We start from the raw sequence: 19,090 nt of genomic DNA on the forward strand, positions 1-19,090 counted from the left end.
TTCTATTACAGTGGCGGGAGTTCGAGGTCGTCGTACGAGAGGTGGGGCCCGATGACGCAGGTGACCGACCACGGCGGAGGCGTCTGGTCCCTTCGGGTGCCCATCCCCGACAACCCGCTCGGCTTCACCCTGGTCCACCTCCTCGACACCGACCGCGGGCCCGTCCTCATCGACACGGGCTGGGACGACCCCGAGTCGTGGGACGCGCTCACCGAGGGCCTCGCCGCCTGCGGCACGGGCGTCGGCGAGGTGACCGGGGTCCTGATCACCCATCACCACCCCGACCACCACGGCCTGTCGGCGAAGGTGCGCGAGGCGTCCGGCGCCTGGATCGCCATGCACGAGGCGGACGTGTCCGTCGTGCGCCGCACCCGCGAGAACCCGCCGGAGCGCTGGTACGCGTTCATGGCCGCCAAGCTCGCCGCGGCCGGCGCCCCCGAGGAGCACATGGCGCCGCTGATCGCCGCCCGCGACTCGGGCAGGGCCCGCAGCCTCCCGGGCCTCGCCCCCGCGCTCCCCGACCGCACCATCACCCCCGGCGACCTGCTCGACCTGCCGGGCCGCCGCCTGCGCGCGATCTGGACACCCGGCCACACCCCGGGCCATGTGTGCCTGCACCTGGAGGAGGACCACCCCGCCGGGCTCGCGGGCAACGGCCGCCTCTTCTCCGGCGACCACCTGCTCCCCGGGATCACCCCGCACATCGGCCTCTACGAGGACCCGGACGACGCCACGGTCACCGATCCGCTCGGCGACTACCTGGACTCGCTGGAGCGCGTCGGCCGCCTGGCCCCCGCCGAGGTGCTCCCGGCCCACCAGCACACGTTCACCGACGCCCCCGCCCGCGTACGGGAGCTGCTCGACCACCACGAGGAGCGCCTCACCGGCCTGCTCACCCTGCTCGCCACCCCGCTCACCCCCTGGCAGCTCGCCGAGCGGATGGAGTGGAACCGGCCCTGGGAACAGATCCCCTACGGCTCGCGCACCATCGCGGTCTCGGAGGCCGAGGCGCACTTGCGCCGACTGGTGAAACTGGGCCGCGCGGAGGCCGTCGCCGGCAGCGACCCGGTGACTTATGCGCCGGTCTGATCTACGCACTTGACCTGCGCTTTACCGGCGTTGCGCGATCTTTACCGGGTGTGCGAAACAGCCTGCCCGGCGGGCCTTCCGCCGCATGGTCCGCGGGTGGCAACAGGCGTAATGTCTGGCATCTCAGAACTGGACCGACAAGGGGGCGGCCACCGATGGCGCCGGACGAGGCCGTGGTCGGCTGTACGGGGAAGCTGGTCATCGCCACGCGCGGAGCCGAGGGCCCGGGCGAGGTACTGGTGCGGGTGAGGGGCGGCAGCGAGACGTTTCTCGCGTGGTCCGACGAACCCCTGGAGCGCGGGGCGACGGTCCTGGTGATCGAGTCCCGCGGCACCCGCCAGGTCGTCGTCATGGCCTGGAGCGATCCGTCGCTCGACGAATGGGCCGACGGCTCCGGCGACACGGGTGACGCCCGCTAAGGAGACTGAAGGATGTTCGGATATCGCGTTCCCGCTCCCGATGAGGCGATGCTGATCTCGGGTGGCAGGCGGGGACTTGGGGGAGCGCCGTTCCGGGTCGTGACGGGCCATGGAAAATTCGTCCTGCCTATCTTCCGCAAGACCCGCTTTCTGTCCTTGGCCATGTCCGAGGCCGAGGTCGTCGAGAAGTGCGTGACCCGGCAGGGCATCGCCCTGACCGTGCGCGCCGTCATCGCGTTCAAGGTCGGCAACGACACGGAGTCCATCGTCAACGCCGGCCAGCGCTTCCTGTCCGACCAGGACCAGATGTCGGTCCTGACCGGCCGGATCTTCGCCGGTCACCTGCGCTCCATCATCGGCTCGATGACGGTCGAGGAGATCGTCACGGAGCGGCAGAAGCTCGCCGCCGAGGTGCTCGACACCTCGAAGGCCGAGATGGCGAAGATCGGACTGATCGTGGACTCGCTCCAGATCCAGTCCATCGACGACGGCAACACCGGCTACATCGACGCGATGTCCGCCCCGCACAAGGCGGCCATCCAGCGGCAGGCCCAGATCGCGCAGGCGCAGGCCACCCAGGCCTCGACCCAGGCGCAGCAGGAGGCCCAGCGCAACCAGGCCGAGTACGCGCGGCAGACCGCCGTCGTCCAGGCCGAGTACAAGGCCGAGGTGGACCGCGCGCAGGCCGCGGCCGCCCAGGCCGGGCCACTGGCCCAGGCGCACGCCGAGCAGGAGGTCCTCGCGGCGCGCACCGAACTCGCCGAGCGGGCCGCCGAACTGCGCCAGCAGCAGCTGGTGGCCGAGGTCGTGAAGCCCGCGGAGGCGGACGCCGAGCGGATCCGCGTGATGGCCATCGCCGAGGCCGAGCGGATGAAGATCCAGGCCGCGGCGGCGGCGTCGTACGACCGGGTCGCGCTCGACCGGATGCTGATCGACCAGCTGCCGCAGATCGTGAAGGAGGCGGCCGGCGGCCTCAAGGGCGCCAACGTGAACGTGCTCAACGGCGCGGACGGCCTCGGTGAGATCGCGGCCGGACTCGTCGGCCAGGGTCTGACCATCCTCGACTCGGTCCGCCGCAACCTGGGCGCACCGGACGCCGACGCCAAGAAGAGCGGCGGCGAGATGGAGATCCAGCGGTACCTGGGCGCGGCGTCGAGCCCGGTGGACGGCCGCGACGGCGGCGACGACGGGCCGGTCGACATCCGCTGAGCCCTTCCGTCGCCTACAGGCGCACTCGTCCCGGAGGGCCGGGGCAGACTTCGGTCCGCCCCGGCCCTTCGGGCGCCCCGGGGGTGGCCGCCTACGGGCCGGTACAGTGGGCGGGTCGTCATCATGCGCGCACGGGGGGAAGCCGGTGCGAATCCGGCGCTGACCCCGCAACCGTGAACCACGTAGGTGGTGAGCCGGACTGCCCCGTGCGGCGCGTGACCGGCTCGTGTCATCGGCCCCCGCCGGTGGCCGGCACCGTCGAGGCATACGGAGCCGGAGCCGCCCGGTGCCCGCGTGTGCCGTGCCGCCCGGCTCCCCGCAGGGAGAGGCACCCGCCCCACCATGAACATTCGCCGCAGCGCCGCGCTCGTGGCGGCCACCGCCGTCATCGGCATGGCCACCGCCCCGGCCGCCCTCGCGGATGACTCCGCGCCCTCCGCGTCCCCTTCGGTGGCGATCCCCTCCGGGCTCTACGGGAAGGCCGACCCGACGTACGACGGTGTCTGGCGGCAGTCCCTCTCGCTGCTCGCCCAGCACACGACCGGTGTGAAGCCCGCGGCGAAGGCCGTGGCCTGGCTGACCGGGCAGCAGTGCGCGAACGGCGGGTTCGCCGCGTTCCGCGCCGACCCGGGCAAGGCGTGCGACGCCAAGACGCCTCTCGACTCCAACAGCACGGGCGCCGCGGTGCAGGCGCTCGCCGCGCTCGGCGGGCACGACGCCGAGGTCGGCAAGGCCGTGAAGTGGCTGGAGTCCGTGCGGGGCGACGACGGCGGCTGGGGCTACAACCCGGGCGGCGCGAGCGACGCGAACTCCACGTCCGTGGTGATCGGCGCGCTCGCCGCGGCGGGCGAGAAGGTCACGTCGGCGCAGGACGCGCTCGTCAAGCTGTCCATCCCGTGCGGCAAGGACGGCGGGGGCGCGTTCGCGTACCAGCCGGACAAGAAGGGCAAGCTCGCGGCCAACGCGGACGCGACGGCGGCCGGTGTGCTCGGCGGGCTCGGCAAGGGCCTCGCCGCGGACGGCGCGAAGCAGGCCGGGGCCCCGTCCTGCGAGGGCTCGGGAACCCCCGACGCCGCGCAGGCCGCACAGAACGGCTCCGCCTACCTGACCGAGGCGCTGGCCAAGGACCACCACCTCATGTCGTCGATGCCGGGCGCCAAGGACCAGCCGGACTACGGCAACACGGCCGACGCGGTCACCGCTCTCTCGGCCGCGGGCCACGGCGACCAGGCCGCCCCCGCGCTGAGCTGGCTGGAGAAGAACGCCACGCAGTGGGCCGCGCAGAGCGGTCCCGCCGCCTACGCGCAGCTCGTCCTCGCCTCGCACGCGGCCGGCGCCGACCCCCGTGACTTCGGCGGCACCGACCTCGTGAAGGCCCTGAACGCGACCGGTCCCGCGCCCTCCTCCACGAAGGCCGCGGGCGACGAGAAGAAGGAAGAGAAGAAGGACGACGGCGGCATCAGCGTCTGGTACGTCGTCGCCGTCGCGGCCGTCGCCGGCATCGGCATCGGCTTCCTGTTCAGCGGCCGCAAGAAGCAGCAGCTGTGACCACGTACCGCCGCCGCGGTCCTGCCGTCACCGTCCTCGGACTGCTCGGCGTGCTGTGCGCGCTCCTCGCGGGGGCGGGCCAGGCGCAGGCCACCGGCTATCGCTACTGGTCGTTCTGGGACCGTGACGGCTCCGCGTGGGTGTACGCCTCGCAGGGCCCGTCGACGGCCCGCCCGTCGGACGGCGACGTCCAGGGGTTCCGGTTCTCCGTGAGCGAGGACTCGCAGGACTCGGCGAAGCCGCGCGGGGCCGCGTCCTTCGACTCCATCTGCGCGGCCACTCCCGCGCGGGGCGGCGAGAAGCGGGTCGCGCTCGTCATCGACTTCGGCACGGCGCAGGACGCGCCGTCCGGAGAGACGCCGCCGAAGCCGCGTACGGCGTGTGCGCGCGTCGCGGACGACGCGACCAGCGCGGAGGCGCTCGCCGCCGTCGCCAAGCCGCTGCGCTACAACAACCAGGCACTGCTGTGCTCCATCGCCGGCTACCCGAAGACGGGGTGCGGCGAGCAGGTGTCCTCTTCGAAGGACACCGGGTCCAAGGGCGCCGGGTCCAAGGGCACCGCGAAGGACAGCGCGGCGGCGTCCGACGGCGGTGGCCCCTCCGTCGGCCTGATCGCGGGCGGCGCCGTCGTCGTCGTGCTCGGCGCGGCCGCGGTCCGGCAGGCCCGCCGCCGGCGCGGCTGACGGACGCGGACACGACGACACGATGAGCAGCACCGGCGCAGGTTCACCGCACCCCGCCCCGCGTCCGCGCCTCGCGCGCGACCCGGGGACGGGGCCGTCCGCGCGCCGTCGTCCCCTCGCCGCGCCCCGGGCCCACCGCTCGAACGCGCTGCATCCCGGCGCCTGGTGGCTCTGGGCGCTCGGGCTCGGCACGGCGGCGTCGCGGACGACGAATCCGCTGCTGCTCGCGCTGCTCATCGGGGTGGCCGGGTATGTGGTGGCCGCGCGGCGCACGTCGGCGCCGTGGGCACGCTCGTACGGGGCGTTCGTGAAGCTGGGGCTCGCGGTGATCGGGATCCGGCTGCTGTTCGCGGTGTTCCTGGGGTCACCGATCCCGGGCACGCACCTGCTCGTCACACTGCCCGAGGTGCCGCTGCCCGAATGGGCGCAGGGGGTGCGGATCGGGGGCCGGGTCACGGTCGAGGGCCTGGTGTTCGCGCTGTACGACGGCCTGAAGCTGGCCGCGCTCCTGATCTGTGTGGGCGCGGCGAACGCCCTCGCGAGTCCGGCCCGCCTCCTCAAGTCCTTGCCGGGGGCGCTGTACGAGGCCGGGGTCGCCGTCGTCGTCGCGATGACGTTCGCGCCGCACCTGATCGCCGACGTACGGCGGCTGCGGGCCGCGCGCCGGCTGCGCGGCCGGCCCGACAAGGGGCTGCGGGGCCTGGCGCAGGTCGGCCTTCCTGTCCTTGAGGGCGCCCTTGAGCGGTCGGTGGCGCTGGCCGCCGCGATGGACGCGCGCGGGTACGGGCGTACGGCCGAGGTCCCGGCCGCTGTGCGCCGGGTCACCGCGGTGCTGACGCTGGGCGGTCTGGTGGGGGTGTGCGCGGGAACGTACGGCCTGCTGACCGCGGACGGCGCGCGGTACGGGCTGCCCGTGCTGCTCGCCGGGGTGGCGGCCGCGCTCGGCGGGCTCTGGCTCGGCGGGCGCCGCTCGGTCCGCACCCGGTACCGGCCCGACGTGTGGGGCGTGCGGGCGTGGCTCGTCGCCGCGTCGGGGGTGGCCGTCGCCGCCGTGATGATCCGGGCCGGTTCCTACGATCCCTCGGCCCTGGCGCCCGGCGTCGTGCCGCTGGCCGCGCCGACGCTGCCGCTGTGGCCCGCGGCCGGGGTGCTGCTCGGACTGCTCCCCGCGTGCGTGGCGCCCGCGCCGCCGCTCGCCGAAACACCCTCGAAGGAGGCTTCATGATCCGGTTCGAGGACGTCTCGGTGACGTACGACGGGGCCGCGACACCCACGGTGCGCAACATCGAACTCGATGTACCCGAGGGCGAGTTGGTACTGCTCGTGGGGCCGTCCGGCGTCGGCAAGTCGACGCTGCTCGGCGCGGTGAGCGGGCTCGTGCCGCACTTCACCGGGGGCACGCTGAGCGGGCGCGTCACGGTCGCGGGGCGCGACACCCGTACGCACAAGCCGCGCGAACTCGCCGACGTGGTGGGCACGGTGGGGCAGGACCCGCTCTCCCACTTCGTCACCGACACCGTCGAGGACGAGCTCGCGTACGGCATGGAGTCGCTCGGACTCGCGCCCGACGTGATGCGGCGCCGCGTCGAGGAGACCCTCGACCTGCTGGGCCTCGCCGACCTGCGCGACCGTCCCATCGCGACGCTGTCCGGCGGGCAGCAGCAGCGCGTCGCCATCGGCTCCGTCCTCACCCCGCACCCGCGGGTCCTGGTCCTCGACGAGCCGACGTCCGCGCTCGACCCGGCCGCCGCGGAGGAGGTCCTCGCGGTGCTGCAGCGCCTCGTGCACGACCTCGGCACGACGGTCCTGATGGCCGAGCACCGGCTCGAGCGGGTCGTGCAGTACGCGGACCAGGTCGCGCTCCTCGCGGGGCCCGGCGAACCCCTGCTGCTCGGCGCCCCCGCCGAGATCATGGCCGTGTCGCCGGTGTTCCCGCCGGTCGTGGACCTGGGCCGCCTGGCGGGCTGGTCACCGCTGCCGCTGACGGTGCGGGACGCGCGACGCGGGTCCGGGGAGTTGCGGGAGCGTCTGGCCGGGCACGAGCCACGCGAGGCTCATGAGCAACCGAGGGCCGCCGCCTCCCCCGCCTCCCGCCGGTCGCTGCTGCGTTCCGGCAGGCGGCCCGAGGTGCCCGCCGTCGCCGGGGTCGCGGGGCTCGCGGTGCGGCGGGGGCGTGTCGAGGCGTTGCGTCACGTCGACCTCTCGGTCGGGCCCGGTGAGATCGTCGCCCTGATGGGCCGCAACGGCGCCGGGAAGTCCACCCTCCTGTCCACCCTGGTCGGCCTGGTCCGCCCGTCGTCCGGCACGGCCCTGGTGGGCGGCGCGGTCCCGCACCGCACGGGCCCGCGCGAGCTGATCCGCCGCGTCGGCCTGGTCCCGCAGGAACCGCGGGACCTCCTGTACGCGGACACGGTGGCCGCCGAGTGCGCGGCCGCCGACCACGACGCGGGCGCGGATCCGGGCACCTGCCGTGATCTGGTCTCGCGGCTCCTGCCCGGCATCGCGGACGACACCCACCCCCGTGACCTCTCGGAGGGCCAGCGCCTCACCCTCGCCCTGGCGATCGTGCTGACGGCCCGCCCTCCGCTGCTCCTGCTCGACGAGCCGACGCGCGGCCTCGACTACGCGGCGAAGGCCCGCCTGGTCACGATCCTGCGCGGCCTCGCGGCCGACGGGCACGCCGTCGTCCTGGCCACGCACGACGTCGAACTGGCCGCCGAGCTGTCCCACCGCGTCGCCGTCCTCGCCGACGGCGAGATCGTGGCGAACGGCCCCACCCCCGAGGTGGTCGTGGCCTCCCCCGCCTTCTCCCCCCAGGTCGCCAAGGTGCTGGCCCCGGGCAGGTGGCTCACGGTGGCGCAGGTCCGCGAGGCCCTTGAGAGCGTCGAGGCCATGGAGTCCGCGGACCCGACGGAGGACGGGGCATGAGGACCGCACCCGAGACCGGGCGCCCCGACCGCCAGGCCCGCGCCGTGCGCCTCGGCCCCCGCTCCGTGGTGGCCCTGCTCCTCGTCAGCGCCGTAGGGGTGGCCGCCTTCGGGTGGCCGCTGCTCGCGGGCCCGTCGTCGCAGGTCAGCGCGCATGCGCAGGACGCTCCCTGGCTGTTCGCGGGGCTGCTCGTCCTGCTGGTGGGCGTGGTGGCGGCCGCCGTGTCCGACGGCGGCGTCGGTCCCAAGGCGGTGGCGATGCTCGGGGTCCTTGCCGCGACGGGCGCGGCGCTGCGGCCGATCGGGGCGGGGACCGCCGGGATCGAGCCGATGTTCTTCCTGATGGTGCTGAGCGGGCGCGTCCTCGGGCCCGGCTTCGGGTTCGTGCTGGGGTCCGTGACCATGTTCGCGTCCGCGCTGCTCACCGGCGGGGTCGGCCCGTGGATGCCCTTCCAGATGCTGTCGATGGGCTGGTTCACGATGGGCGCGGGCCTGCTCCCCGGCCCGGACAGGCTGCGCGGCCGCGCCGAGGTGCTGATGCTGGCGGCGTACGGGTTCCTGGCCGCGTTCGCGTACGGCACCGTCATGAACCTGGCCGGCTGGCCGTTCCTGGACTCGCTGTCGTCGAGCGTCGCCTTCCAGGCGGGCGCCCCGCTGCACGAGAACCTGGTCCGCTTCCTCGCCTACTGTCTGGCCACGTCACTGGGCTGGGACCTGGGCCGGGCGGCCCTGACCGTCGTCCTCACCGTCACCGTCGGCCCGGCGCTCCTGAGGGCGCTGCGGCGGGCCACACGCCGGGCGGCGTTCGAGGCCCCCGTCACATTCGAGGGCACCGAGCCGTAGGGCTTCACGCGCGCTGCGTCACCGAAACACGCCCACGCGGTGAAGCACCCCACATGACCCAGGTCACCTACGAGGCGCGGTCGTAGACGCGACCACTTGACGCGTCCCCAACAAAACACCCCCTGACCTGGGCAATGAGAGCCAGGTCACGTAGGGGACATTTCGACCACATGCGACCCCAACTAGTAAAAGGGGCGATTGCCACGAGGGTCCGGGGCTGTTTCTCTGGAGGAGTCGCAAGGCGCCGACGGCCCCCGCCAGGGCCCCGGCGCTTCTGTACGCCGCAGGGCGTGCGAAGCGGCCCCTGTGTCCCCCACGGAAGGTTCACGCTTTGTCCGCCACCATCCTCCGCCGCATCGCCGCTCCGAAGAAGGCCCTCGCCGGTGTCGCCCTGGCTGCCGCCACCGCCGGCATGGTCATGGCCGCCGCCCCGGCGTCGAACGCCGCCGCCACCTCTTCGCCGAAGTCGATCGCCCAGCAGAAGATGAGCGCCGCACAGTTCGCGTGCTTCGACAAGATCGTGTCCCACGAGAGCGGCTGGAACCCCCACGCGACGAACGCGTCGTCGGGTGCCTACGGCCTGGTCCAGGCTCTGCCCGCCAACAAGATGGCCTCGGCCGGCGGCGACTGGAAGTCGAACCCCGAGACCCAGATCAAGTGGGGCCTCAACTACATGAACGAGCGCTACGGCAGCCCCTGCGCCGCCTGGACCCACTGGCAGTCCGCCGGCTCGTACTGAGCCCGGGCGGCCCGCAGCGACCTGAGAAGGCGGCATCCTCCCCCCGTGGGAGGGTGCCGCCTTCGTCGTGCGTTCCGGCCCGCCCGGCGCGGGCCCCGTTACAGCCGCTGGATGATCGTGCCCGTCGCCACCGCGCCGCCCGCGCACATCGTGACGAGCGCGAACTCCTTGTCCTGACGCTCCAGTTCGTGCAGGGCGGTGGTGATGAGCCGGGCGCCGGTGGCGCCGACGGGGTGGCCGAGGGCGATGGCCCCGCCGTTCACGTTGACCTTCGCGAGGTCCTGCTCGAAGACCTGCGCCCAGCTGAGCACGACGGACGCGAAGGCCTCGTTGATCTCGACGAGGTCGATGTCCTTGAGCGACATGCCCGCCTTGCCGAGCACGGCGCGCGTGGCGTCGATCGGCCCGTCCAGATGGAAGTGCGGGTCGGCGCCGACGAGTGCCTGGGCGACGATCCGGGCGCGCGGCTTGAGCTTCAGGGCGCGCGCCATCCGCTTGGACGCCCACATGATCGCCGAGGCGCCGTCGGATATCTGCGAGGAGTTCCCCGCGGTGTGCACGGCGGTCGGCATGACCGGCTTGAGCCCGCCGAGCCCCTCCATGGTCGTGTCGCGCAGGCCCTCGTCCCGGTCCACGAGCCGCCACATGCCCTGCCCGGCGGCCTGCTCGTCCTCGTTCGTGGGCACCTGCACGGCGAACGTCTCGCGCTTGAAGCGCTCCTCGGCCCAGGCGGTCGCGGCACGCTCCTGCGAGATGAGGCCGAGCGAGTCGACGTTCTCGCGGGTCAGTCCGCGGTGGCGCGCGATGCGCTCGGCGGCCTCGAACTGGTTGGGCAGGTCGACGTTCCACTCCTCGGGGAACGGCTTGCCGGGCCCGTGCTTGGAGCCGGAGCCGAGCGGCACCCGCGACATCGCCTCGACCCCGCAGCTGATGCCGATGTCGATGACACCGGCGGCGATCATGTTGGCGGTCATGTGCGCGGCCTGCTGCGAGGAGCCGCACTGACAGTCGACGGTCGTCGCCGCCGTCTCGTAGGGCAGGCCCATGGTCAGCCAGGCCGTGCGCGCCGGATTCATGGACTGTTCGCCCGCGTGGGTCACCGTGCCGCCCACGATCTGCTCGACGCAGTCGGCGTGGATGCCGGTCCTGCCGAGCAGTTCCCGGTACGTCTCGCCGAGGAGATACGCGGGATGAAGATTGGCGAGCGCGCCTCCGCGCTTGCCGATGGGCGTACGTACGGCTTCGACGATGACGGGTTCCGCGGCCATGAGCTCGTCCTCTCCACACATTCCCGGACCGAACCAGAAGACGTAAGAACTAGAACGCGTACCAGTTCTCCGTGCAGTCTCGACGGTGCTACTCCCGGTACGCAAGGGTCGTGCACGTACCACGCGCGCAATCGGGCGCACCACGGGTCTTGCCAGTTGTAGAACCCGTTACTACGGTGCCGACAAGCTGACGCCCCGTCAGACCGTCACCGGGAGTTGCCCATGCCGTGCCCAGCGCTGCCCGAAGGGTTCGACTTCACCGACCCCGACCTTCTCCAGCACCGCGTCCCCTTCCCCGAGTTCGCCCAGCTCCGGCAGACGGAACCGGTCCGGTGGATCGCCCAGCCGACCGGCATCTCCGGCTTCGAAGACTCGGGCTACTGGGCCGTGACCCGGCACGCGGACGTCAAGTACGTCTCCACGCGCCCGGAGCTCTTCTCCTCGAACCTCAACACCGCCGTCATCCGCTTCAACGAGTCGATCAGCCGCGACCAGATCGACGTCCAGAAGCTGATCATGCTCAACATGGACCCGCCGGAGCACACCCGGGTCCGGCAGATCGTCCAGCGCGGCTTCACGCCCCGCGCCATCCGCTCGCTCGAGGACGCCCTGCGCAACCGTGCGCGCTCCATCGTCGAGACGGCGCTCGCGAACGCCGCGCCCGACGGCTCCTTCGACTTCGTCACCAACGTCGCCGTCGAACTCCCGCTCCAGGCCATCGCCGAGCTGATCGGCGTCCCCCAGGACGACCGCACCAAGATCTTCGACTGGTCCAACAAGATGGCCGCGTACGACGACCCGGAGTACGCGATCACCGAGGAGGTCGGCGCCGAGGCGGCCATGGAGATCGTCAGCTACGCGATGAACCTGGCCGCCGCCCGCAAGGAGTGCCCGGCCAAGGACATCGTGAGCCAACTGGTGGCGGCCGAGGACGAGGGGAACCTCTCCTCGGACGAGTTCGGCTTCTTCGTGATCCTGCTCGCCGTGGCCGGCAACGAGACGACGCGCAACGCGATCACCCACGGCATGCACGCCTTCCTGACCAACCCCGACCAGTGGGAGCTGTTCAAGCGGGAGCGCCCGGAGACGACGGCGGAGGAGATCGTCCGCTGGGCGACCCCCGTGGTCTCCTTCCAGCGCACGGCGACCCAGGACACCGAGCTCGGCGGCGCGCAGATCAAGAAGGGCGACCGGGTCGGCATCTTCTACTCGTCGGCCAACCACGACCCCGAGGTCTTCGACCGCCCCGACGAGTTCGACATCACCCGCGACCCGAACCCGCACCTCGGATTCGGCGGCGGAGGCCCGCACTTCTGCCTCGGCAAGTCGCTGGCCACGCTCGAGATCAACCTCATTTTCAACGCCGTGGCCGACGCCATGCCCGACCTCCGCCTGACCGGCGACCCGCGCAGGCTCCGCTCGGCCTGGCTCAACGGCGTCAAGGAACTCCAGGTCAGCACCGGCTGACCGCGGGCGGCCGCACGCCGGCCCAGGGAGGCGGGGGCCATCCCCCTACGCCACGCCCCCGCCTCCCTGCACACCTGCACCGCTTTCGGGATCACACCCTTGCCGTCGGGCACGGTGTGCCCGCCCTCGCGAAAGAACTCCGTCCCGTACGACCCATGCCTCAGGACCGGTTGTGTTCCGCCGGCAGCCGCGCGTGGTCGGGCTCGGCCTTCGGCTGCTCGGGGACGGTCCCGCCGGCGAGGTGGGCGCGCGGGCCGCTCAGCAGGTAGGTGAGTCCGAAGCCCACGCCGACGACCGTCGCGCCGCCCACGGCGTCGAGCACCCAGTGGTTACCGGTCGCGATGATCGCGGAGATGGTGAACAGGGGGTGCAGCAGCGCGATCGCCTTCATCCACCACTTCGGGGCGAGGATCGCGATGACGAGCCCGCACCACAGGGACCAGCCGAAGTGCAGTGAGGGCATGGCCGCGTACTGGTTGGTGAGCGCGGTCAGTGTGCCGTAGTCCGGCTTGGAGAAGTCCTGGACTCCGTGCAGCGTGTCGATGAAGCCGAGCGCGGGCATCAGCCGCGGCGGCGCCAGCGGGTAGAACCAGAAGCCGATCAGGGCGAGGACCGTGGCGAAGCCGAGCGCCGAGCGGGCCCAGCGGTACTGGGCCGGCCTGCGGACGTAGAGGATGGCGAGGACGGTCAGCGGCACGATGAAGTGGAACGACTCGTAGTAGAAGTTGAAGAACGACTTGAGCCACGGGACCTGCACCACCGCGTGGTTGACCCAGTGCTCGATGTCGATGTGGAGGAACTTCTCCAGAGAGTGGACCTGCGTGCCGTGCGCCTCGGCGGTGGCCCGGCCCCCGGAGTTCGTACCGCCCGTCGCGGCAAGCCTGACCTGCTGGTACGCGTAGTAGCCGACGCGGATCAGCAGCATTTCGAGCAGCAGGTTCGGCCGGGTCAGGACCCGGCGCCAGAACGGCAGGAGCGGGACCCGCGACCAGCGCGCCGGGACGGGCTTCGCGTACTCGGTGGGAACGGGCGCCCGGTACTCGGGAGCGGTGCGCGACAGGAACGGGACGAGCGTGGCCGCGGCGACGGCGGCGATCAGCACGACGTTGTCGCGCAGCGGATCCGCGAGCGCCGTGCCCGGCAGCAGCATCCTCGCGGGGAGCGTCATCACGAGGATGACCGCGACCGGCCACACGTACCGGTCGGACGCCTTCCTGCCGACACGGCCGACCACGGCGAGGAGCACCCACAGGAGCTGGTGCTGCCAGGTCGTCGGCGACACGGCGACGGCGACGCAGCCGGTGAGGGCGACGGCGAGCAGGAGCTGTCCGTCCTGCGCGTAGCGCACCGCGCGTCGCAGTCCGAGCACCGCGACGGCGGAGCCCAGGACCAGGAAGAGCCCGATCTCCAGGGGGCCCGCCAGGCCGAAGCGCAGGAGCGCGCCGTGCAGCGACTGGTTGGCGAGCCCGTCGGGGCTCGAACCCAGTCCCGCTCCCGCGACGTGGTGCACCCAGTACGTCCACGAGTCGTGCGGCATCGCGGCCCACGCGAGGAGCGTGCACGCCGCGAACGTGACGCCCGAGGACACGGCGGCGCGACGGCGCCCGGTGAACCACAGGAGCGGCGCGAAGAGGAGGACGGTCGGCTGGAGCGCGGCGCCGACGCCGATGAGCAGACCCGAGCTCTTCTCGCCGCGGGCGGCGAAGCAGCCGAGCAGGACGAGAAGGACCGGGATGATGCTGGTCTGGCCGAGATGAAGGGTGTTGCGCACCGGCAGGGACAGCATCAGGAGGCTGATCGCGACAGGGGCGGCGAGCAGCGAGGTGCGCCGGGTGACGGGCTTGGGCAGGGCGCGGGCGGCGACGAGACCGAGGACGACGACGAGACCGAGCGTGCCGAAGGTCCAGGCCCAGCCGAGCGCCTGTTCGGCGCCCCGGGCGAGAGGCTTCAGCACGAGTCCCCCGAACGGGGTACCGGTGAACTGGCCGGCGTCGTAGAGGGAGCCCTTCACGTGGAGGACACCTGCGGGACCGATCCAGGTCTCCAGATCCGTCAGCCGCTCACCGCTGGGGGTGCCCAGGACGGCCACGACCTGCCGCACCGCGAGAACCGCGGCGATCAGCCAGAGGCCCGCCCGGACCATGCCCAACCGCGGTGTCGCGGCCCCCGCCACCAAGGCTTTGCCCGGTCCATGCTCCACGTTCGCCACGCGCCGTCGGCCCTCCCGCCATGCGTACTGTCCCAAGAGGCTCGCACTACCCCCGGGGTGAGACGCAGGCAACCCCTGCTTCACCTGCCTGCCCACCGGCATTTGACCGGATGACGATGATGCGGGGTCTGCGTGGTTGCGGTCGAGGGCCGCGACATAGGTCACAGATTTGTCCGTTTGCGTCGCGCCGGGGCCGGGGCGTCGTGCCTGGCCGGACCCACTTTTCTCACGCTGTGCAACGAAGTGCACACTACCCGCAATGATCGCGAATGCCCCTATGGTCGATTTCTGGCCGCCCCGCCGAGGGCGGCCTCGTCCGTCCCCACGCGGACATGTCCTTGTCCCCGTCGAAAGCAGGCGAGCAGACCCTTGTCGAGTGCTCTAACCGTCGCACCCAGGACCAACGCCCCCGCGAAGGGCGCCTCCCCCGACGTCACCGTCACCGATCCAGCGCTGGTCAAGCGCGCGGTCAAGGCGGCGGCGCTCGGCAATGCGATGGAGTGGTTCGACTTCGGTGTCTACAGCTACATCGCCGTCACCCTCGGCAAGGTCTTCTTCCCGTCGGGCAACCCCACCGCCCAGCTCCTGTCGACGTTCGGCGCCTTCGCCGCGGCGTTCCTCGTCCGTCCGATCGGCGGCATGGTCTTCGGACCGCTCGGCGACCGCGTGGGCCGGCAGAAGGTCCTCGCCGTCACCATGATCATGATGGCGGCGGGCACGTTCGCGATCGGCCTGATCCCGTCGTACGCGACGATCGGCGTCTGGGCGCCGATCCTGCTGCTGCTGGCCCGTCTCGTGCAGGGCTTCTCGACCGGCGGTGAGTACGGCGGCGCGTCCACCTTCATCGCCGAGTACGCGCCCGACAAGAAGCGCGGCTTCTTCGGCAGCTGGCTGGAATTCGGCACCCTCGCCGGATACATCGGCGGCGCGGGCCTCGTCACCCTGATGACGGCGCTGCTCTCCTCGGACGACCTGCTCTCCTGGGGCTGGCGCATCCCGTTCCTGATCGCGGGCCCGATGGGCATCATCGGCCTCTATCTGCGGATGCGGCTCGAAGAGACCCCGGCGTTCGCGGCCGAGCTGAAGAACGCGCACGCGTCGGAGAAGGCCCGGGCCAAGGTGAAGGTGCGCGACATGATCGCCGGCCAGTGGAAGGCGCTGCTCCTGTGCGTCGGCCTGGTCCTGGTCTTCAACGTCACCGACTACATGCTGCTGTCGTACATGCCGAGCTACCTCACCAGTGAGCTCCACTACGACGAGACGCACGGCCTCGTCGTCGTCCTCGGCGTGATGGCGCTGATGATGATCGTCCAGCCGTTCGCGGGCGCGCTCTCCGACCGTGTCGGCCGCCGCCCGGTGATCGCCGCGGGCTGCGTCGGCTTCCTCGCGCTGTCCGTCCCGGCCCTGCTCCTCATCCGTGACGGCTCCCTGTGGGCGATCGCCCTCGGCATGGGCGCGCTCGGCCTGCTCCTGGTCTGCTTCACCTCGGCGATGCCGTCCGCGCTGCCCGCGCTCTTCCCGACCCGGGTGCGCTACGGCTCCTTGTCGATCGGCTTCAACATCTCCGTCTCGCTCTTCGGCGGCACGACCCCGCTGGTCGTCACCGCCCTCATCGGGGCGACCGGGAACATGATGATGCCCGCCTACTACATGATGGCCGCGGCCGTCATCGGCGGTATCGCCGTGTGGTTCATGACCGAGTCGGCGCGCCGCCCGCTGCCGGGCTCGCTGCCCGCGGTCGAGCCCGGCGACCTGCCGCGGACCGCGACGGCAACAGCCGCGTAACACCAGGAACCGCGCTCCCCCGCGCCTCGTCTGCCCCTTCGCCGCACACGGCACGGACACACAGGGCGCGACCTCGGGGGCCGGCATGAGAACCGCACAACCACTGACCGTGAGGGCCAGGGCGCTACTGACCGCCCTGGCCCTCATGGCGTTCCAGATCGCCGCGCTCGTCTCACCGGCGTACGCGTGCGGATGCGGGGCGATGGTGCCGCCCGCGGGCACGGACCTCACCGTGTACGACGAGACCTCCGCCGTGCGCTGGGACGGGCGCAGCGAGCAGATCGTGATGAGCCTGTCGGTGAGCGGCAACGTGCGCGACGCCGCCTGGATCATGCCCGTTCCGCACCGCGCGTCCGTCGAACTCGGCGATCCGGGCCTCTTCTCGCAGCTGAGCGACGTGACGGCGCCCGTCGAGCGGACCCGGCACCACTTCTGGCCCGGCGCCGACGACTGGCCCTTCGACGGCGGGAGCGGCGACGGCGCCTCGGCCGGCGCCCCCGCACCCGGCGGCCCGGTCGGGGTGGTGGGCCGCGAGCACCTCGGACCGTTCGACGTCGCCCGCCTCACCGCGACCGACCCCGACGCACTCGCCGACTGGCTCGACGAGAACGGCTTCCAGCTCCCCGACCGCCTCGACACCGCGCTGCGCCCGTACGTCGACAAGGACTGGGAGTACGTGGCGATCCGCCTCGCGCCCGCCGACGGCGACAGCGTGCTCGGCGGCGCCCTCGACCCGCTCCACCTCACCTTCGCCGGCGACCGCCTCGTCTACCCGATGCGGCTGTCGAAGCTCGCCCGCACCGAACAGCATCTGCGCCTGTACGTGCTCGCCGCCCACCGCATGGAGCCGCGCTCCACGATCGGCGGCGACGCACCGAAGGTCACGTACGCGGGCCGGATCCCGGCGAAGTCCGGCGGTCCGCTGCCCGAATTCGCGGGCGGCGAGCGGTACTTGACCGCGCTCACCCAGGATTTCCCTCAGCCGTCGCGCATCTACGACGACCACGAGCTGCGGCGCACCGCGAGCGACGCCACGCACCGCACCGTCGTGTGGGACGACGAACTCCTCACCGCCGGGGGCGTCCCGGTCTGGCTGCTCACCGTCCCGCTGCCCCTGGCCCTGCTCCTGACGGCGGCCGCCACCCTGTGGTTCCGCCGGCGCTCCCGTCGGCCCGTGCCGCCCCCGCCGCCCGTGCACGCCCCGCCGCCGTTGGGCTGAATCCCACCCGCGCCGCCGCCGCGTGAGCCCATGATGGGCTCATGGCTGAGCACGCATCCGAAGACCAGTGGACCGCCGTCGACGACTACCTGACCGGCCTTCTCGCCCCCGGCGACGAGGCCCTGACGGCGGCCCTCGCGGACAGCGAGGCGGCGGGCCTCCCGCACATCGCCGTCGCCCCGAACCAGGGCAAGTTCCTCCACCTGATCGCACAGATCCAGGGCGCCCGCCGCGTCCTGGAGATCGGCACGCTCGGCGGGTACAGCACGATCTGGCTGGCCCGTGCCCTCCCCGCCGACGGCGTTCTCGTCACTCTCGAGTACGACCCCCGGCACGCCGAGGTGGCCCGCGGCAACCTCGCCCGCGCCGGCCTCGACAAGATCGCCGAGGTGCGGGTCGGCCCCGCCCTCGACTCGCTGCCCGGCGTCGCGGCCGACCACCCCGACCCCTTCGACCTCGTCTTCATCGACGCCGACAAGGCGAACAACCCGCACTACGTCGAGTGGGCGCTGCGCCTGACCCGCCCCGGCAGCGTGATCATCGTCGACAACGTGGTGCGCGGCGGCCGCGTGACGGACGACTCCGGCGCGGCCCCCGACATCCGCGGCACCCGCGCCGCGCTCCAGATGATCGCCGACCACCCGAAGCTGGACGGGACGGCGGTCCAGACGGTGGGCGTCAAGGGCTACGACGGCTTCGCACTGGCCCGCGTACTCCCGTAGCGCCCGTCCCCCGTACGGCCTGATGGACCGTCATATCTCGTGGTAGAAACCCACGTTCACGCTGCGGGGCTCATTGCGGTCGAGGACCACGACCTCGCCGGAAGCGCCCGGCGCGAGAGCCGCGGCCCCTCCGTACACGAGGGGCTGCGGCTGCCCGCCGGTCAGCGTGAGACGCACGTCGGACGAGGGCTCGTCGTGCGAGCCACGCAGCCAGAACACGGACCAGGCGCCGTCCTGTCCGCACCGGAATTCGAGATGGACGCGCGAGACGAACAGCCAGTCGTCGGGCGTCGCCAGCCGGCACACGTTCCGGTCGCGCCCCACGCGCAGCACGGCTCCCGGCTCGCTCGGCGCGTCGGCCATCAGCATCCCGGCCGTCGCACCCGCGTCCGCCCCCGCGACGGAGGCCATGGTCAGCTCCAGCACCCGCACAGCTCCTTCGGTCCTTGACGGCCCCTCGGTACCGGGTCCGCCGACGCCGCATCCTAAGTTGTCCCCTGCCCGTGCGGGATGCCCTCTGGGACAATGGCCCCATGACCGAACGCAAGCCACCCGACGTCAGCTTCGAGTCATGGGTCGACAAGCAGATCCGCGACGCGGAGCGTGCCGGAGACTTCTCCCATCTCGCCGGTGCCGGCAAGCCGCTGCCGAGCACGGCCGACACGACGTACGACGAGAACTGGTGGATCAAGCAGAAGATGGCCCGCGAGGGCTTCTCCGTGCTGCCCCCGTCGCTCGCCCTGCGCAAGGAGGCCGAGGACGCGCTCGCCGAGGCGGCGCAGGCCCCTTCCGAACGGATCGTCCGCAAAATCGTCACCGACATCAACGTCAAGATCCGCGACATGATGTTCAAGCCCCCGCCGGGCCCGCCCCTCGGCCTGAAGCCGTACGACGTCGAGGAGATCGTCCGCGACTGGCACGAGCGACGCGGGACGCAGGGGACCTGACGCCGATCTCACGCGG

General features: G+C 72.3%; 17 protein-coding genes and 1 riboswitch. Of the genes, 14 read left to right on the plus strand and 3 right to left on the minus strand.

Annotation, left to right across the window (positions count from 1 at the left end):
- The first annotated feature begins 51 nt into the window (after window positions 1–51).
- The 9 genes from LGI35_RS15605 to LGI35_RS15645 all read left to right on the plus strand — a co-directional run bounded on the left by LGI35_RS15605 (window position 52) and on the right by LGI35_RS15645 (window position 9,457).
- Window positions 52–1,089, plus strand: a complete 1,038-nt coding sequence (locus LGI35_RS15605; protein ID WP_227294444.1) for a Strvi_7410 family MBL fold metallo-hydrolase — start codon at window positions 52–54, stop codon at window positions 1,087–1,089.
- Window positions 1,090–1,244: 155 nt separating this feature from the next.
- A complete protein-coding gene (locus LGI35_RS15610) occupies window positions 1,245–1,508 on the plus strand; it encodes a hypothetical protein (protein ID WP_227294445.1) in 264 nt (87 codons plus the stop codon).
- Window positions 1,509–1,520: 12 nt separating this feature from the next.
- Window positions 1,521–2,717 (plus strand): SPFH domain-containing protein, encoded by a 1,197-nt coding sequence (locus LGI35_RS15615; RefSeq protein WP_227294446.1) that lies wholly within the window; start codon window positions 1,521–1,523, stop codon window positions 2,715–2,717.
- A gap of 136 nt (window positions 2,718–2,853) precedes the next feature.
- Window positions 2,854–2,938, plus strand: a riboswitch (cobalamin riboswitch).
- A gap of 121 nt (window positions 2,939–3,059) precedes the next feature.
- Complete coding sequence (locus tag LGI35_RS15620) at window positions 3,060–4,265, plus strand: SCO2321 family membrane protein (RefSeq protein WP_227294447.1); 1,206 nt, start codon at window positions 3,060–3,062, stop codon at window positions 4,263–4,265.
- The gene (locus tag LGI35_RS15625; RefSeq protein WP_376219523.1) at window positions 4,262–4,948 is read left to right on the plus strand and encodes an SCO2322 family protein; all 687 of its coding nucleotides are present in this window, start codon (window positions 4,262–4,264) and stop codon (window positions 4,946–4,948) included. Before LGI35_RS15620 ends, LGI35_RS15625 begins: the two co-directional genes overlap by 4 nt.
- Before the next feature lie 22 nt (window positions 4,949–4,970).
- A complete protein-coding gene (locus LGI35_RS15630) occupies window positions 4,971–6,173 on the plus strand; it encodes an energy-coupling factor transporter transmembrane component T (RefSeq protein ID WP_227294448.1) in 1,203 nt (400 codons plus the stop codon).
- The gene (locus LGI35_RS15635) at window positions 6,170–7,876 is read left to right on the plus strand and encodes an ABC transporter ATP-binding protein (protein WP_227294449.1); all 1,707 of its coding nucleotides are present in this window, start codon (window positions 6,170–6,172) and stop codon (window positions 7,874–7,876) included. Before LGI35_RS15630 ends, LGI35_RS15635 begins: the two co-directional genes overlap by 4 nt.
- Complete coding sequence (locus tag LGI35_RS15640) at window positions 7,873–8,718, plus strand: ECF transporter S component (protein ID WP_227294450.1); 846 nt, start codon at window positions 7,873–7,875, stop codon at window positions 8,716–8,718. The genes LGI35_RS15635 and LGI35_RS15640 overlap by 4 nt, the downstream gene beginning before the upstream one ends.
- Window positions 8,719–9,049: 331 nt before the next feature.
- A complete protein-coding gene (locus tag LGI35_RS15645) occupies window positions 9,050–9,457 on the plus strand; it encodes an aggregation-promoting factor C-terminal-like domain-containing protein (protein ID WP_227294451.1) in 408 nt (135 codons plus the stop codon).
- Between the two features lie 98 nt (window positions 9,458–9,555).
- On the opposite strand, the gene LGI35_RS15650 is transcribed toward LGI35_RS15645, so the two are convergent.
- Window positions 9,556–10,725: a steroid 3-ketoacyl-CoA thiolase gene (locus LGI35_RS15650; protein ID WP_227294452.1), complete on the minus strand. Its 1,170-nt coding sequence runs from the start codon at window positions 10,723–10,725 to the stop codon at window positions 9,556–9,558.
- Window positions 10,726–10,947: 222 nt separating this feature from the next.
- Between LGI35_RS15650 and LGI35_RS15655 the strand changes: the two genes are divergently transcribed.
- Complete coding sequence (locus LGI35_RS15655) at window positions 10,948–12,192, plus strand: cytochrome P450 (RefSeq protein ID WP_227294453.1); 1,245 nt, start codon at window positions 10,948–10,950, stop codon at window positions 12,190–12,192.
- A 160-nt stretch (window positions 12,193–12,352) separates the two neighbouring features.
- Here LGI35_RS15655 and LGI35_RS15660 read toward each other — a convergent pair whose 3' ends face one another.
- Complete coding sequence (locus LGI35_RS15660; RefSeq protein ID WP_423835707.1) at window positions 12,353–14,401, minus strand: bifunctional glycosyltransferase 87/phosphatase PAP2 family protein; 2,049 nt, start codon at window positions 14,399–14,401, stop codon at window positions 12,353–12,355.
- Between the two features lie 369 nt (window positions 14,402–14,770).
- Here LGI35_RS15660 and proP point away from each other — a divergent pair, with 369 nt between their 5' ends.
- The 3 genes from proP (at window position 14,771) to LGI35_RS15675 (ending at window position 18,127) form a co-directional block, all read left to right on the plus strand.
- Window positions 14,771–16,186 (plus strand): glycine betaine/L-proline transporter ProP, encoded by a 1,416-nt coding sequence (gene proP / locus LGI35_RS15665; protein ID WP_227294455.1) that lies wholly within the window; start codon window positions 14,771–14,773, stop codon window positions 16,184–16,186.
- An 85-nt stretch (window positions 16,187–16,271) separates the two neighbouring features.
- The gene (locus LGI35_RS15670) at window positions 16,272–17,405 is read left to right on the plus strand and encodes a DUF2330 domain-containing protein (protein WP_227294456.1); all 1,134 of its coding nucleotides are present in this window, start codon (window positions 16,272–16,274) and stop codon (window positions 17,403–17,405) included.
- Window positions 17,406–17,446: 41 nt separating this feature from the next.
- Window positions 17,447–18,127 carry an O-methyltransferase gene (locus LGI35_RS15675; RefSeq protein WP_227294457.1) on the plus strand — a complete coding sequence of 227 codons (681 nt, stop codon included), beginning with the start codon at window positions 17,447–17,449 and terminating at the stop codon, window positions 18,125–18,127.
- A 30-nt stretch (window positions 18,128–18,157) separates the two neighbouring features.
- Here LGI35_RS15675 and LGI35_RS15680 read toward each other — a convergent pair whose 3' ends face one another.
- A complete protein-coding gene (locus tag LGI35_RS15680; protein ID WP_227294458.1) occupies window positions 18,158–18,553 on the minus strand; it encodes a hypothetical protein in 396 nt (131 codons plus the stop codon).
- A gap of 107 nt (window positions 18,554–18,660) precedes the next feature.
- Between LGI35_RS15680 and LGI35_RS15685 the strand changes: the two genes are divergently transcribed.
- Window positions 18,661–19,074, plus strand: coding sequence for a DnaJ family domain-containing protein (locus LGI35_RS15685; protein ID WP_227294459.1), 414 nt, complete (start codon window positions 18,661–18,663; stop codon window positions 19,072–19,074).
- Window positions 19,075–19,090: the final 16 nt, after the last annotated feature.

The sequence above is a fragment of the Streptomyces longhuiensis genome (assembly GCF_020616555.1).
In the GTDB taxonomy this organism is placed as follows: Bacteria; Actinomycetota; Actinomycetes; order Streptomycetales; family Streptomycetaceae; genus Streptomyces; species Streptomyces longhuiensis.

What these genes read in the sequence shown, in the direction of transcription:
- LGI35_RS15610 (WP_227294445.1), top strand. Translation starts at nt 1,245, where the DNA reads ATGGCGCCGGACGAGGCCGTGGTCGGCTGTACGGGGAAGCTGGTCATC.
- LGI35_RS15635 (WP_227294449.1), top strand. Translation starts at nt 6,170, where the DNA reads ATGATCCGGTTCGAGGACGTCTCGGTGACGTACGACGGGGCCGCGACA.
- LGI35_RS15650 (WP_227294452.1), bottom strand. Translation starts at nt 10,725, where the DNA reads ATGGCCGCGGAACCCGTCATCGTCGAAGCCGTACGTACGCCCATCGGC.
- LGI35_RS15670 (WP_227294456.1), top strand. Translation starts at nt 16,272, where the DNA reads ATGAGAACCGCACAACCACTGACCGTGAGGGCCAGGGCGCTACTGACC.
- LGI35_RS15605 (WP_227294444.1), top strand. Translation starts at nt 52, where the DNA reads ATGACGCAGGTGACCGACCACGGCGGAGGCGTCTGGTCCCTTCGGGTG.
- LGI35_RS15630 (WP_227294448.1), top strand. Translation starts at nt 4,971, where the DNA reads ATGAGCAGCACCGGCGCAGGTTCACCGCACCCCGCCCCGCGTCCGCGC.
- LGI35_RS15640 (WP_227294450.1), top strand. Translation starts at nt 7,873, where the DNA reads ATGAGGACCGCACCCGAGACCGGGCGCCCCGACCGCCAGGCCCGCGCC.
- LGI35_RS15685 (WP_227294459.1), top strand. Translation starts at nt 18,661, where the DNA reads ATGACCGAACGCAAGCCACCCGACGTCAGCTTCGAGTCATGGGTCGAC.
- LGI35_RS15655 (WP_227294453.1), top strand. Translation starts at nt 10,948, where the DNA reads ATGCCGTGCCCAGCGCTGCCCGAAGGGTTCGACTTCACCGACCCCGAC.
- LGI35_RS15620 (WP_227294447.1), top strand. Translation starts at nt 3,060, where the DNA reads ATGAACATTCGCCGCAGCGCCGCGCTCGTGGCGGCCACCGCCGTCATC.
- LGI35_RS15615 (WP_227294446.1), top strand. Translation starts at nt 1,521, where the DNA reads ATGTTCGGATATCGCGTTCCCGCTCCCGATGAGGCGATGCTGATCTCG.
- LGI35_RS15675 (WP_227294457.1), top strand. Translation starts at nt 17,447, where the DNA reads ATGGCTGAGCACGCATCCGAAGACCAGTGGACCGCCGTCGACGACTAC.